The following is a 14595-nucleotide window of genomic DNA, read 5'->3' as shown; positions in this document are numbered from 1 at the left end:
GTCTGACTAATCTGGAAATACGATGAAAACCTGTCCTGTCTGCGGAAATAGAATGGAGGATTCGCAGCACCTGTGCCCGGATTGCGGCGCCGACTATGTCGGGGCCGTCGTCGACGATATTGCCTCCGGTGCGGGGGCGGATTCCCGGCTGATGCTCGCGAGCCTCGAAGAGGGGCTTGCCGGGCTGGATGCCGTGCCGCTGCCCGCCTTGGGCGATACGGCCCGTAAGATGCTCCCTGCGCTGTGCGCTGCGGCACTGGTATTTTGCCTGCTCGCCGGGGTCGCTACGGGTGCCAATATCTTCTACCTGCTGGCCGCCGTCGCGCTGGTGCCGCTGGCCGTGTCGCTGCTTGCCCGTATGCAGGGGAAACTGCGGTTGAGTGCCGGCGAAGTGGTCGTAAGGGCCGCAGCGCGGGTCTTCGCCGAGGATGCCGCTTCCGTGCGGGAGCGGTTTGGCGGTGATGCCGGGGTGCTGGCCCGGCTCGATGCCATGCAGCTGCGGCTGGATGACGCCCTTGCACGGCAGGCGTCGGCGCATGCGCAAAACCGCCGTAAGGTGACGGTCATTGCGGCCGTCGTGCTGATTTGCTGTTCTGCGGGTGCAGGGGCGTTGGCCGTGCGAAACCATGCGGCCCGCGAGGCCCAGGCCGCCTATGCGGCGCAGCCCGAGTGGGTCAGGTTGCGCGACAGCTACGCCGCAGCGGCCGGCGACGACGAATATGCGGGCAAAGACCTGCGGATCGCCGTCGTGCGTGCCATGCTCGCCGACGGGCAGGGCGCTGCGGCCGAGGATTTTTTCTTCGCCCATTGCCAGGGCAAGGTCGGGGATGCCGATTGCGCCATGTTGATCGCCGGCCATTACAAAGCGAAGAAGGATGCCGTTGCGCTCGACGCCTTTGCCGGCAAGGTGTCGCTGCGCTACGATTCCGATACGCAAAAGGTTAAATCCCTAACGAAGTGACCCGATGAAGCGTTTATTACCTATTTCGCTGCTTTTGGCGGCACTCTGCATCTCGGCGGCGGCTTTTGCCCAGAAGGACAAGGTCGTCGAGGCGAGCAGCAAACGGAAGCCGGCATGGATCGGCAGCTCCGACCGGTCGCATTTTGCGGTGACGGAGGTGGGGGAGACCCTTGCCGCCGCCTCGGGGAAATGCATGGCCTCGATCCGGCAGTATATCGTCAATGCCGTGGCCGTGAATGTCTCGTCCGCCGAGAAGATGGCGACGCGCCAGATCACGCGCGACCAGCTGGTCTCGGCGATGAGCGATTATTCGTCGGTGCTGATGACCGAGGCCGGACAGCTGCCCTACCTGAACGATATCACCCTCTCGAACGCCGAGGCGGTCTACTGGGAGCGGATATACAGCAAGAAGACCAAGACCTACCGCTATGAATATTCGGTGCTGTACCCCTTCCCGGAGCAGACGCGGCGGCAGCTGATCGAGGCTTTCGTGGCCATCGACGACGCCAAGCAGGCCGAGTATGAACGGCTGCGGCGCGAACTGGGCACGATTACGGACATAGACCGTATCCAGCTGGCGGTAAACGAGCTGGACGGGTTGTACGACTATTTCTTCGACGCCACCCGCAAGGGCGATGTCGAGACCCTGCGGCGCAATTACCGGGCACTGTACCATGCCGTGTCGATCGAGGTGGAGTCCGAGGCGCCGGGCGAGTGCGTCTATTCCCTGCGGCTCGACGGCCGTCCGGCCACGACCGCCGTGCAGCCGCGCCTGAAAAGCGAATCGGTGCTGGAGATGGCCGTCAAGCCCTATGGCGACGGCCGCTACCTGCTCTCCTATGATCCGCAGTACGCTTCGCCGACCGATATCAACAAGATCGAAGTGCTCTACCTGTTCGGCGGTGCGCGCGTGTCGCAGACGATCTTTTTCAATCCGGCCGGGGACGCCGTTTCAGTCCGGCCTAAGGGCACGCTCAGGATCGAACAGTCCGGCGGGGTGATCCGCGGGACGATGCAGCTGCGCGTAAGCGGGACGGCGGCCGAGGTGCGGCGGATCGTGCTGTTCAACCCGGCCGACGGGGCCCGGATCGTGGCTGAAAGGATCGAACCCCCGCAGCTCGCCGGGGGCGATTGCAGCGTAACGTTCGAGGCGCAAGGCTCGATAAGCCCCGCAACCGACGGGGTGGACGTCCTCAGGGGAAGCATCGGATTCGGGAATCCCGCCGACGGGAAGGCCTCCGAAGCCGATTTTACATTGCACTATAAACTTACAACCAAATAATCCGAAAGATGAAAAGAACCCTTATTGGAGCTATCGCTCTCCTGCTCGCTGCCGGCGCCGTGTCGTGCAGTTCGTCGAAAAAGGCCTCCGGGCCCGCTGCCCCTGCGGGCATGGTCGAAGAGGCTATTCCGCTCAGCGGCGCACAGTACCGCAGCAATGCCGAATATTACCGTGCCGTGCAGAACGGCGTGAGCACCGAGCGCAGCACGGCGCAGAAGATCGCCATGCAGAATTGCCGCCAGGATCTTGCCGCGGCCATCCAGGCCGATGTGAAGCTCGTCATCGAGAACTATGTGAAGAACCAGGATACGGGCGTTTCCGCCGAGCACAAGTCGCAGTATCAGGAACTGGCTTACACGGCCGTCGGCCAGCAGTTGCGCGACGTGCAGGTCGTCGAGGAGAAGATGTTCCGCCAGGACAACGGCTCGTTCCGTTACTATGTCTGCATGCAGCTTCCCAAGGCTGCCCTGGAGGCAGCCATCGAGGATGCGATCGCCAAGGATGCCAAACTCAACCTGGAATTCGACCGCGCCCAGTTCAAAAAGATCTTCGAGGAGCAGATGGCTGCTTTCTCGCAGCAGTAGCCCTGTTGGCCGGCACCATGTCCAATCGAGAGACGGCGCTCCCCTCGGACGAGGGAAGCCGCCGTCTTTTACCCGTAACCGCTCCGCCTATGAAACGCTATCTGACCCTGTTGCTGTCGCTGCTTTTCGTGCTTCCCCTGCCGGCGCAGTCCCGCCGGGAGGCGTTGCTGGAATACCAGGCGCGCCGCAGGCAGGCCTATACCGAATTCCGGGACAACTACCGCAAGGCGTGCGCCGACTTCATGCGCAAGCGCTGGGAGGCTTTCCGCGCCGAGGCTCCGGTACCCGTGCCCGAACGCCGGGAACCCGACATCCCCATTATGAAACGCCCGGATGCGCCCTCTGTGCCGACGCAGGACAGGATGCCTTACGACAAGGTGGTCGACCTGCCCGAGCCGGCTCCGGAGATGCCCGATGCGCCCGGGATTGCGGAAACACCTATGCTTCCCGGCAAACCCGCCGCGGGAAAGGGGGCCGGGGATAACGGTGTGCAGCAGGGGCGGAAACCCGCCGCGGGGACGGACGACGCGGCTCCGGCGGTGGACGTTTCGCGTCCCTTCAAGTTCACGTTCTACGGCACGGGCTGTTCCGTATCGCTGGCTGCGAAACACCGCTTCAACCTCGCCTCGGTGCAGGAGAACAGCGTGGCCAATGCCTGGGAAGGCGTTTCGCGAGGTTCATACGATGCCGTGGCGGCGGAGTGCGTGGCGCTGAAAAAGGCGCTGGGGCTCAACGACTGGGGCTATTACGACCTTGTGCGGACACTCGCCGACGGATTCTGCGGCCCCAAAACGAACGAATCGGTCGTCCTGCAATCGTTCCTGATGGCCGAGGCGGGCTATAAAGTGCGCATGGCGCGCGGCGACGGCCGGCTGTTTCTGTTGCTGGCCACCGACGGGCAGGTCTATGCCCGTCCCTATTTCAATATCGACGGCCAGGTATTTTATATCCTGGACGATGTCCCGCGGGCCGCGTCGTACAATATCTGCAATTTCACGATCCCCGGGGAGCGGCCTTTGTCGCTGGCGATGCCCGCGCCGCCCCTCTTCGCGCAGAAACCCGCGGCGCCCGTCGTTCGCAATTTCGACGGCGTGGTTTCGACGACGGTGACGGTAAACCGCAACCTGATGGATTTCTATACGAATTATCCGCCCTGTCACTGGAGCGTCTATGCGGCCACGGCGCTTACCGCTCCGGTGCGCGGGCAACTCTATCCCCTGCTGCGCGCCGCAGTGGCCGGGAAGGGCGAGCGCGAGGCGGCGGAACTGCTGCTGCACTACCTGCACAGGGCTTTCCCCTACAAGACCGACGAAGCACAGTTCGGCATCGAGCGGACACTCTTCGCCGAGGAGATGTACTACTATCCGTACAGCGACTGCGAAGACCGTTCGATCCTCTTTGCGCGGCTGGTCAAGGATCTGCTGGGGCTGGATGTCGTGCTGCTCTATTATCCGGCGCATATCGCCGCGGCGGTATGCTTCAAAGGCGAGGTGAAGGGCGACTACATGCAGCTCGGCAACAAACGCTATGTAATCTGCGATGCGACCTATATCGGTGCCGGCGTGGGCGAGGCGATGCCCGACCTGAAGCGTACGCCGGCCCAAGTCGTCCGGATTGATTAACCCTTTAAAACCGATTCGCGATGTTTTGTCCCAATTGTGGAAAGAAATGCGGTGATAACGACCTTTTCTGCGGGGGCTGCGGCACCAGGCTCCCCGCCCGCCCGGTGACGGCATCCCCGGCGGCAGATGCGGCACCCGTTGCCCCGGCTGTCCGGGCTGCGGGCGATACCCCGGCGGCTTCGGCCTCGCATGGCGCCGCAAACCCCTCGGGATGCGGGGCGGCATCCGCCGCAAGCGCCCGGGCAGACGCCCGGGCCGGAAGCGGCGCGGCCGCGGGCTCGAAGGAGCCGGCGGGGCCTATGGCCGAGGGCGTCATCTTCACCAACCTGCAGGCTCTGGCCCGCAAATTCGGAACCGATGCCGCGACGGTGCGCAAGTTGCTCGCCGCTTATGCCGAAGCATCGGCGGCACACGGCATCCGTTACCGCATCGTCGATGCCGGCGACTATGTTTTTCGCAACCCCGAGGCCGGGCGCAACCGCGCCGTGGCGCTTTCACCGGCCGATTCGTGGGTCGAACACGGTTACCTGCTGGCGGACTATTACCGTTTCGGGCGCAGCACGGCCGACGATGAAACCAACTACCTGTTCATCGTCGGAGGCGCCGATGTCATTCCCATGCCCGTCCTGCCGCAGTATATCTCCGATCCCGATTACAGCGATACGGACATCGACTCCGATATCCCTTATGCCTACCTGCTGGGCGAGCGGACTTACCCCATGCTGGGGACGGCCGAAATTTTCCAGTACGAACAATATTTCCATGCGGGACGCCTGCCGCTGGCGCATGACGCGTCGCTGGACGACCTGGCCGGATACCTGCGCCGTGCGGCCAAAGCCCCCGGTTCGATGGCCGTGGGCAGGGCTTACGGGCAGACCGACCTCACGTGGCTTTCGGCCTCGGCTTCGGTCAGCGAGCCTTTCCGCCGCAATCGACTCTTCCGGGGTGACGTGCGGCTCGATGAGCGTATCTATACGCAGAACCTTTTTGTCAGCCCCTGCGTCGAGCGTTCGATCGTCGACAAGGTTTTCGACCGGGGTGCGGACTTCTACTATTTCAACCTGCACGGCAGCGATGCCCCGACCGCATGCAGTTTCTATGCTTCCTACCAGCAGCAATGTTACGAGGCAGTCACGCCCCGGCAGCTGGCGTCCGCCGAGAAACCGAACGTGGTGGTGACCGAGGCGTGCTATGGCGGGAAATTCCAGGATTACGGCCGCGGCGAGACGATGCTGCTCGCGGCGATGGGCGACATGACGCTGCTCTACCTGGGGTCGTCGCGCATCGCGTGGGGTGCTTCGAAGAGCAGTTCGGCAGCCGATCTGGACAATGCCGACCGCCTGACGAACGTCTATATGGCCAAATTGCTCGAGGGGTATACGGCCGGCGAGGCATTCTACATGGCACGGCAGAGCTTCTTCGATTATAACGACGGTTACTTTACGCCCCACCAAGCACTTACGATCGTCGAGTTCAACCTTTTCGGCGATCCGTTTCTGCATGTGGGCGTGCGCCGGGAGGGGGCGAAGGCGCATCCCCGGGCGGTGAAGGCGCTGGCGAAAGGCGCAGTCAACGCGGTCGTCGAACGCAAGTGCGTCTATGAAGCCGCTCCGGCCTCGTTGCTCGACCGGGTGCGCAGCGCCGTCGACCGCAACCTGTCGCTCATCCGCGCCGCTGTCGACCGGCAATTGTACGAACAGCTGGGGGTCGAACCGCGTAGCCTGTCGACCGTCACCCGCATGAAATACGGCAACGGCGACGAGTTTTATGCCTTCAATTACCTGCAGACGGACGGTACCATAAAGAGCTGCCATACGGCGACCGCCGACCTGAACGGAAACGTGAAATCAATCATATCAACCAAATAGAACGACTACTATGAAATGCCAGAATTGTAATTCCGAACTCCTGGAGGATGCGAAGTTCTGCACGACGTGCGGTACGCCCGTCGCCGCTGCGCCCGCAGGCCCCGTGTGCCCGAAATGCAATGCCCCGATGCTGCCCGACGCAAGGTTCTGCACGACGTGCGGCGCTGCGGTCGAACCCGCCGCTGCGCAGGCGCCCCAGGCGCCGGACGGGCAGGCTGCCGGAGGCGGCGAGCTCGCCACGGTGAAACAGAAGATTTTCTGGAATATCCAGAAAGGCGAAGTCGCCTGCCGGGTCAATGAATCGGAGTTTATCCGCTACGATTCGGCGCAGGGGCTGATCGTAAACGACGGCACGACGGCGTATATCAAGGCCAACGGCAAGGTGCTGGCCGAAATCCACGGGGGCATCTACGATTTCGTAGATCCCGACGAGCTCAAGCGCGTACTCGAAAGCCGTACGGGCGGGGCTGCGGGGCTGGTGGCCGGCAGCGGCCGTTTCCTGATAAACGCCCTGCTGGGACGCCGCGTGAAGGACAAGTTCGACGACAAGGACGCTCCCGAACGGCAGCGCTCGCTCGATGCCGTGATCGAGAGCATGAAACGGCACGAGGCTTTCTCGCTGCTGCTCAAGCTCGACAAGAGTTTCTCGCTGGTATTCGGTTCGGGAACGGCCGAGGATATGGCCGAGTTCAGGCCGATGTCCGTGCGTACGAAACTGCTGGACTTGCAGGTCGGCCTGCGCGTGATTTTCCGTATCGCAGACTTCAATCGTTTCGCCGAATATTTCCTGACGGACGAGCCCGTCGCCACGACCCGCAGGATTGCGGAGAAGTTGCAGCCCGTAATGCAGAATGCCGTGCAGGCCGTGATGCAGGATCGCCAGATCGAAGGCACGTCGATCCCGGCGGAGGTCGCCGAGGCGATCGCGGCCAGGATTGCCGCTTCCGGCGACCAGTTCTACGGCCTTGCGCTGGAGCGCGTGGCCGAAGTGGCGGCTTCGAACGAAGACCTGGAACGCCTGCGCAGCCTGAGCCGCGAACTTTACCTTTCGGAGCAGGAACTCGACTACCTGCGCCGCACCAACGATTTCCGCAACCGCCTGGCTGCGGAGACCAATTCGCAGGCTATTGCCGATGCACGCAGCGACATGCAGCTCTATGAGGGGTTGCAGCAGGTCAATAAAGACCGCCTGCTGGCCGACGACGAACTGGATAAGTTCTACACCGTGCTTTCGCGCGAGAAACGGATCCGCGATGCCCGCAGCGAGGACGAGGTGGAGGCTGCACTGGCCGACATCGAAAAGACCGGGCTGCTGCGCGAAGAGGATGTCGACAACCTGCGCATCGACGTCGCCGAGCGCCGTTACCGCCGGGGCGAGGCGATCAAGCTCATGCAGCTGCGCGACCAGATCGAGTTCGAGAAAGTCCGCACGGCGGGCGAAGGGCAGATCGCCGTGGAGCAGATGCGCCAGGGGCTGGAGTTGCAGGAGCTGACGCTCGCGCATCGCAAGCGCGAGGACGAGTATTCCGACGAACGCCGCGCCCGGGAGCGCGAGCTGCAGCGGGCAGACCGCCAGTCGGAGATGGAACTGGACAATGCCGAGATGGATGCCCAGATCGAACGCCTGCGCAAGGTCAAGGAGCTCAACCGCGAGGACAAGAAGATGGATTTGGATCACGAGCGCGAGATGGAGCGCCTGAAGCAGGAAGCCCTCGACAAGAAGGCGCGGATGACGGCCGAGCAGCTGATGGCCGTGGCTGCGGGCGAGAACCTCGATTCGCAGGCCGCGGTGAAGTTCGCCGAGTCGTTCTCGGCGGGAAAGAACGCCGAACAGGTGCAGCAGGCCGCCGATGCCCGTATCGCCGACTCGCAGCGCCACGAAGACCGTATGTTGGAGATGATGCGCGAGATGAAGGATATGGCCACGACCATGACCGGGCACATCGTCCAGAACAAGGATGCCGAACGCGACCGTTACCGCGAACGGATGGAACGCCAGGAAGACCGCGTGGACAAGACGCAGGACAGTGCCCTCGAATATGCGACGCGCAACAACCACCAGGCGGCCGCGAAGCCCCAGGCGCAGGCTCCCCAGTCTGTCGGGCGGGTATGTCCCGACTGCGGTACGGTAGCCGTGCAGGGCGTGCGTTTCTGCGCCAACTGCGGGCGAGATCTCAAATGAGCACGGCCATGGAGAGATACCAGGGAGTAATACTGATCCGGTTGCAGAATGCCGGGTCGAAATCCGAAGGGCATTATGCCTTTCTGGTGCGTGACGACGACATGAGCGTCGTGAAGCTCTGCCGCGAAGGCGCGGTGCCGACCGACGACCCCTATTTCGTGCCGTTCGACCGGCAGGAGGTCGTCGTCACGGGAACCATGAGCCACGGGTGGCTGGTCGCCTCGGCGGTCGAGCAGGCCGTTGCCGGGGATGAGGCTGATAGTGAAACCGAAGAAAACAACGAACAAGCATGAAAACATGTCCCAAGTGCGGTTACGATAAACTCGCCGATACAGCCCGCTTCTGCCACAAGTGCGGTTGCGACTGCGCTGCGGTGCAGGTGGAGCGCACGCCGGCGGCCGAGGCGCCGGAAGCCGCGCCGCTCGTCGGCGATAAGAACCTGATCAATGAAAGTACGATCATCGGCAAGCAGGAGAAATACGAGGCGTCGAACATCACGATCCACAACAACATCACCGAGGATCATTCGCACACGACGATCGTGTGTGCGGTTTCCGGCAAGCGTATCTACTTAGACCACAGTGTCGTGTGCCCGAAGTGCGGCAAGCAGGTGGCGTTGGAATATTATGTCGAGGCGTCGAAGCGCTGCGAGAACTGCGAGCAGCAGGCGCGCGAGGAGTACCGTGCGTTCGTCGTGCGGACGACGGGGGCCGGGCCGCTCGATGCGGCGTGCAAGCAGCAGTTGGATGCCGAAGCGCAGCGGTTGCAGATAGACGCCGCGACGCAGGCTTCGATCCTCAGGGCGCGGCAGCAAAAGCCCGCTGGGAAATCTGCCGAGCTCACCTCCGTGCAGCGTGCCGAACTGGAAGCGGCCGTGTCGCGCCTGATCACGGCGACGGAGCCCGAACCGGCGCAGAAAAGCCTCGAAGCCCTCACCGTGCTGCACGAAAATTCGTCGAACTACGAGGCCGACTACTGGTATTTCCTCGCGCGGGCGGTCGTCTGCCCGGAGGAGTCGGTGAAGGCCTATGAAGAGGAGCTGACCGACGATTACTGGCAGCGGTACTGGGGATTCCTGGGCTACTGCAACACCGGGTCGCCCAAGGGCGGGGCTGCGGTCGACCGCCTGAGGTCGGTGTTCGGCCAGCGCGAGGACGACATCCGGCTGGCCGAGGCGATCTATTACCTTGCCCGGGGATTCGATGCGTTCGAGACCTCGATGCTGGGACGTGCCGGAGAGCTTGCCTCGTCGGTGCGGCGGGAGTACCTTTCCAAGCCGTTGGTGCCCGTCTACGATACCTTGCAGCGGCTTGTCCGCGAAAATATCCGGCTGGAGGAGAAATACACCCCGATGGAGACTTTTGTCTTCGTGGATGTTTTCCGTGCCGGGAAGTATATCGAATACCTTTGTGCCGAGCAGGCGCGCAAGGAGCAGGAAGCCCGTGAGGCCGAGGCGAGGCGCGAACAGGAGGCACGCGAGGCCGAGGCGAAGCTGGAGCGCGAACGCCAGGCCGCCGCGCAGGCCCTCCGCCGGAAGCAGGCCGAGATGTCGGCCGACCGCTCCAAACGCATGGAGCAGGAGATGGCGCGCCTGGGCGGTGCGAAACCCGCGGCGACGCAACAGGCGGATTCGAAAGCCTTTGCGGGCTACGAGACGGTCGTGCCGGGGACGAAGAAGCGGAACTGGGGAAAGACGATCCTGATCGTGGTGGTATGCCTGATCGCACTAATCGGGCTGCTGTTCCTGATTCCGGCTCCCGAATCGCTGCAATAGAGGCTGGGCTGCGGCTGCGGGCCCGTCGGGGGTTTCTGTTCCCGGGCGATGGACTCGGGTTGCGGACTTCGGGGGCGGGCCGTTGCGGCCGACGAAAATAAACCGGGCAGGGTTTTTCCCTGCCCGGTTCGTTATATTCTATTCCGCGGATGCTGTCCGGTGGAGCGGCGGACGCATCTTCGGGTTCAGATTTTGTCCAGTTCCACGGTGAAATGCCGCAGGATCGGGGCTTCGAAGGTGATGCGGTAGCCGGTGGTGATCTCTGCGCGGCGCTCGTAGATGTTGCGGCAGGCCGCGGCGATCACGCGGATGTGGTTGTCCGAGTAGACCCGCCGCGGGATCGCCAGGCGCAGCAGTTCCAGCCGCGGGTAGCGGTTCTCGTGCGTATCGGGGTCGCGGTCGGCGAGGATCGAGCCGATCTCCACGCCGCGGATTCCCGCCTCCAAATAGAGCTCCACGGCGAGCGTCTGGGCGATAAACTGTTCCTTCGGCAGGTTGGGGAGCACTTTTTTCGCATCGATGAAGATGGCGTGTCCGCCGGCCGGCCGCTGGTAGGGTACGCCGTATTCGTCGAGCAGGTTGCCCAGCAGCTTCACCTGGCGGATGCGGGCGTCGAGTTGTTCGTATTCGGTATTTTCGTCCAGCCCCACGGCCAGCGCATCCATGTCGCGGCCCGACATGCCGCCGTAGGTCACGTAGCCCTCGAACATGATGCTGAAGGTCATGGCCTGCCTGTAGAGCTCTTCGCTGCGCATGGCCACGAATCCGCCCATGTTCACCACACCGTCCTTCTTGGCCGAGATGGTCATGATGTCGGCATAGGTGTAGATTTCGCGGACGATCTCCTTGATGGTCTTGTCGGCATAGCCCTCCTCGCGGGTCTTGATGAAATAGGCATTCTCGGCGAAACGGGCCGAGTCGAGCAGCAGGGGTACGCCATAGCGGCGGCAGACTTCGGCCGTTTCGCGGATGTTGCGCATCGACACGGGCTGCCCGCCTGCCGTGTTGTTGGTGATGGTCAGCACGACGCACGGGACTTTTTCGCGCGGGTTCTCGCGCAGGATTTTTTCGAGCTTGGCGATGTCCATCTCGCCCTTGAAGGGCAGCTCTTTCTGGGTGTCGGCCGCATCGTCGATCGTGCAGTCCACAGCGTGGCAATGGCGGAATTCGATGTGCCCTTTGGTGGTGTCGAAGTGGGAGTTGCCCGGGACGATGTCGCCCGCCTTGAGCAGTGCCGAAAAGATCACGTTCTCCGCAGCACGCCCCTGGTGCGTGGGCAGGAAATAGGGCATCCCGAAGATGCTTTCGATCGTCTCCTTGAGCCGGAAATAGGACGAGGCTCCGGCATAGCTTTCGTCGCCGGTCATCATGGCCGCCCACTGGCGGTCGCTCATCGAGCCTGTGCCCGAGTCGGTCAGCAGGTCGATCGTGACCTGGTCGCTGCGCAGCTTGAAAAGGTTGTAGCGGGCTTCGCGGATCCATGCTTCGCGCTCCGCACGTGTGGAGGTGCGGATGGCCTCGGTCATCTTGATCTTGTAAGGTTCTGCATACGGAAGTGTCATAGAAAAGAGCGTTTTAGGTTATAAATTGTTGTTCTTTTCCTCAAAATTATAAAAATATTTTGAGATATTTGACATCGGTATTATATTTGTGTAGGCCGGTGTGGATTTTCTTAAACTTTTTTACCGCATGGAAAAGTATCGTTGCACCGTCTGTGAATACATTTACGACCCGGAGTCGGGTGACCCGGAGAACGGCATCGACCCCGGTACGGCTTTCGAAGACCTGCCCGACGATTGGGTATGCCCGGTCTGTAACGAGGGCAAATGGGCATTCGAACCGCTCGAAGCAAACTAAAACGGGATGGCTATGATTAAGTTCAACCTCATTGTTTCACTTTTAATTTTACCTATTATGGCAACAGACATTGCAGCACAGGCACGGTTTACCCCCAAGGAGCTGCCTTATGCTTACGACGCTCTCGCACCGCAGGTCTCCGAAGAGACGCTGCGCTTCCACCACGACAAACATTACGTGGGGTATGTGAATAAACTCAACGAGCTGATTCTCGATACGCCTTACGCCCGGCAGCCGCTGGAGGACATCGTCGTTTCGGCCGACGGCGCGATTTTCAACAACGCTGCGCAGATGTGGAACCACGAGTTCTTCTTCGACCAGCTTTCGCCCGATGGCGAGGCGCGTCCGACAGGGGCGTTGCTGAAGGCCATCGACGCGGATTTCGGTTCGTTCGAGCAGTTCAAGGCCCAGATGGAGAAGGCTGCCGTCGGCCTTTTCGGTTCGGGATGGGCCTGGCTCGCCGAGGACAAATCGGGCAAGCTGGCCATCGTCACGGAGCAGAACGCCGGAAACCCGATGTGCCACGGCATGAAGCCGCTGATGTGCTTCGACGTATGGGAGCATGCCTACTACATCGACTACCGCAACCGTCGCGCCGACGCCGTCGCCGCCCTCTGGGATCGCATCGACTGGAAGGTCGTTGCAGACCGTTACGAAAAGAAATAAGGGTTTGTTTCTGTTGGAAATGCCGCCTCCGGTTTTCGGGGCGGCATTTTCTTTTGTGCTGCAGGCAAACCTTCCGGGCACGGCCTTTCGCAGTTGCCGGGGCGGAATATACCGGGCGGGGCTCGTTGCCATCCGCCGGGCTTGTTTCCGGAGTATTACCTGAATCCGGCTATGGGTGTTTTTGTACTCAAAATTCATCATTATGTACGTTTTTTCGTCCATGGATTCCGTTTTCTGCGCGAAAGAGTGTATCTTCGCAGCACGAAAATAGTAAGGTCGAAATGCTGGAGAGGATTCAATATGCTTTGTTCATCTTGCTTTTTGTCTTGGCAGGAAGCCTGGATGGCGCTCAGGTTCAGTCCGGTAGGGTAGTTTCGCAGCCCGACCGGATTTGCCAGTCCACTCTCCGGACGCCGGTTCCGGCACACAATTGTTTCACGGCGGCAGTCTTCACCTGCGACGCTCCGATCGAAAATCCCGTCCAACCGTCCGCCCAGAAGGCGATCGTCCGTCTGCGCCATGATGCCCGGGCCATGGCGTCGGCCCGCGGGCTGTCCTGCCGTCCGGCTTATTCGGACTGCTTCGACCTGCATCCCAAGCCGGTCGATTATTATGTCTTTTCGCTGGGGCGTATCCTGATTTAGCCGCTGTTCCCGTTCCCGTTTTGCCGCATGTTCCCGGATGAGGATTTTTTCTCCCGGAGATGCGTTCGTGTTTTCGTGTTCCGAGTAAATTCGTAAAAACGATAAGTTATGTATTTTACGCTATTGGTGGTCGTCATCCTGACGGCTATTGCGCTGGTCGCAGTCGCGCTGGGTATCGCCCGCGCCATATCGCCGCGCTCGTACAACCCGCAGAAAGGCGAGGCGTACGAGTGCGGTATCCCGACGCGCGGACGGTCGTGGATGCAGTTCAAGGTGGGGTACTACCTGTTCGCGATCCTGTTCCTGATGTTCGACGTGGAGACCGTCTTTCTCTTTTCGTGGGCGGTGGTCGTCCAGGATCTGGGGATTTACGGGCTGGTGAGCATCCTCTTCTTTTTGGTCGTACTGGTTTTGGGCCTTGCATACGCATGGCGGAAAGGAGCTTTGGAATGGAAATAAGGAAGCCTGAGATAAAGGCAATGAAATACGAGGATTTCAATGACAACGAATACCTCGAAAAGATGGTGGCCGAGCTGCGCCGCGAGGGTACGAACGTGATCGTAGGGTGCCTCGACGAATTGATCGAGTGGGGGCGCAGCAACAGCCTCTGGCCGCTGACTTTCGCCACGAGCTGCTGCGGGATCGAGTTCATGGCCGTGGGGGCGGCCCGCTACGACTTTGCCCGGTTCGGGTTCGAAGTGGCCCGCGCCTCCCCGCGCCAGGCCGATTTCATCATGGTGGCCGGGACGATCACCCACAAGATGGCCCCTGTCCTGAAGCGCCTCTACGACCAGATGGCCGACCCGAAGTATGTGATCGCCGTCGGGGGATGCGCCATCAGCGGCGGCCCGTTCAAGAAATCGTACCACGTGCTGGACGGCGTGGACAAGATACTGCCGGTCGATGTCTATATCCCCGGGTGCCCGCCGCGCCCCGAGGCGATGCTCTACGGGCTGATGCAGTTGCAGCGCAAAGTGAAATTACAGCGGTTTTTCGGCGGGGTGAACAAGCAGATCGGCAAGCAGGAGTACGAAGAGCTGCTTCGCCGGGATCTGACGGCCGAAAAGAACGATTTGAACGTGGAAGGAGGAGAAAAACAATGAATATCAACGAAAAAATAACGGCCTGGGAACCCGGCGCCGTGTGGTCGGCGGC

14 protein-coding genes are annotated in these 14595 nt (G+C 61.5%); 13 read left to right on the top strand and 1 reads right to left on the bottom strand.

From position 1 onward, the window contains the following. Positions 1–22 precede the first annotated feature (22 nt). From DW189_RS05525 to DW189_RS05485, 8 genes are all read left to right on the top strand, one after another. Positions 23–961: a hypothetical protein gene (locus DW189_RS05525; protein ID WP_141417866.1), complete on the top strand. Its 939-nt coding sequence runs from the start codon at positions 23–25 to the stop codon at positions 959–961. Between the two features lie 4 nt (positions 962–965). After that, complete coding sequence (locus DW189_RS05520) at positions 966–2243, top strand: hypothetical protein (protein ID WP_117507136.1); 1278 nt, start codon at positions 966–968, stop codon at positions 2241–2243. A gap of 8 nt (positions 2244–2251) precedes the next feature. Beyond that, on the top strand, positions 2252–2827 hold the full coding sequence (locus DW189_RS05515) for a hypothetical protein (protein WP_130065212.1): 576 nt from the start codon (positions 2252–2254) through the stop codon (positions 2825–2827). 89 nt (positions 2828–2916) lie between these two features. Continuing rightward, on the top strand, positions 2917–4449 hold the full coding sequence (locus DW189_RS05510; RefSeq protein ID WP_117507135.1) for a hypothetical protein: 1533 nt from the start codon (positions 2917–2919) through the stop codon (positions 4447–4449). Between the two features lie 20 nt (positions 4450–4469). Further along, complete coding sequence (locus DW189_RS05500) at positions 4470–6317, top strand: C25 family cysteine peptidase (RefSeq protein WP_141417867.1); 1848 nt, start codon at positions 4470–4472, stop codon at positions 6315–6317. Positions 6318–6327: 10 nt separating this feature from the next. Further along, positions 6328–8499: a zinc-ribbon domain-containing protein gene (locus DW189_RS05495; protein WP_117507132.1), complete on the top strand. Its 2172-nt coding sequence runs from the start codon at positions 6328–6330 to the stop codon at positions 8497–8499. Between the two features lie 8 nt (positions 8500–8507). Then, positions 8508–8792, top strand: a complete 285-nt coding sequence (locus DW189_RS05490; protein WP_141417868.1) for a hypothetical protein — start codon at positions 8508–8510, stop codon at positions 8790–8792. Then, on the top strand, positions 8789–10273 hold the full coding sequence (locus DW189_RS05485) for a zinc ribbon domain-containing protein (protein WP_117507130.1): 1485 nt from the start codon (positions 8789–8791) through the stop codon (positions 10271–10273). The genes DW189_RS05490 and DW189_RS05485 overlap by 4 nt, the downstream gene beginning before the upstream one ends. Positions 10274–10458: 185 nt before the next feature. Here DW189_RS05485 and DW189_RS05480 read toward each other — a convergent pair whose 3' ends face one another. Next, the gene (locus DW189_RS05480) at positions 10459–11835 is read right to left on the bottom strand and encodes a tryptophanase (RefSeq protein WP_117507129.1); all 1377 of its coding nucleotides are present in this window, start codon (positions 11833–11835) and stop codon (positions 10459–10461) included. Between the two features lie 127 nt (positions 11836–11962). On the opposite strand from DW189_RS05480, the gene rd reads away from it, so the two are divergent. From rd to DW189_RS05455, 5 genes are all read left to right on the top strand, one after another. Then, complete coding sequence (gene rd / locus DW189_RS05475) at positions 11963–12130, top strand: rubredoxin (protein ID WP_022331860.1); 168 nt, start codon at positions 11963–11965, stop codon at positions 12128–12130. 57 nt (positions 12131–12187) lie between these two features. After that, entirely contained in the window at positions 12188–12796 is a 609-nt protein-coding gene (locus tag DW189_RS05470) for a superoxide dismutase (RefSeq protein WP_167496245.1), read from the top strand. Between the two features lie 281 nt (positions 12797–13077). Then, positions 13078–13440, top strand: a complete 363-nt coding sequence (locus tag DW189_RS05465) for a hypothetical protein (RefSeq protein WP_018694682.1) — start codon at positions 13078–13080, stop codon at positions 13438–13440. Positions 13441–13548: 108 nt separating this feature from the next. Continuing rightward, positions 13549–13899 carry an NADH-quinone oxidoreductase subunit A gene (locus DW189_RS05460; protein WP_018694683.1) on the top strand — a complete coding sequence of 117 codons (351 nt, stop codon included), beginning with the start codon at positions 13549–13551 and terminating at the stop codon, positions 13897–13899. Further along, a complete protein-coding gene (locus tag DW189_RS05455; protein WP_117507128.1) occupies positions 13890–14543 on the top strand; it encodes an NADH-quinone oxidoreductase subunit B in 654 nt (217 codons plus the stop codon). The genes DW189_RS05460 and DW189_RS05455 overlap by 10 nt, the downstream gene beginning before the upstream one ends. Positions 14544–14595 lie beyond the last annotated feature (52 nt).

Source organism: Alistipes sp. AM16-43 (assembly GCF_003435745.1).
GTDB classification, from domain to species: Bacteria; Bacteroidota; Bacteroidia; order Bacteroidales; family Rikenellaceae; genus Alistipes; species Alistipes onderdonkii.
The sequence above is the reverse complement of the archived record's forward strand: the minus strand, read 5'-3'. Positions and strand labels throughout refer to the sequence as shown.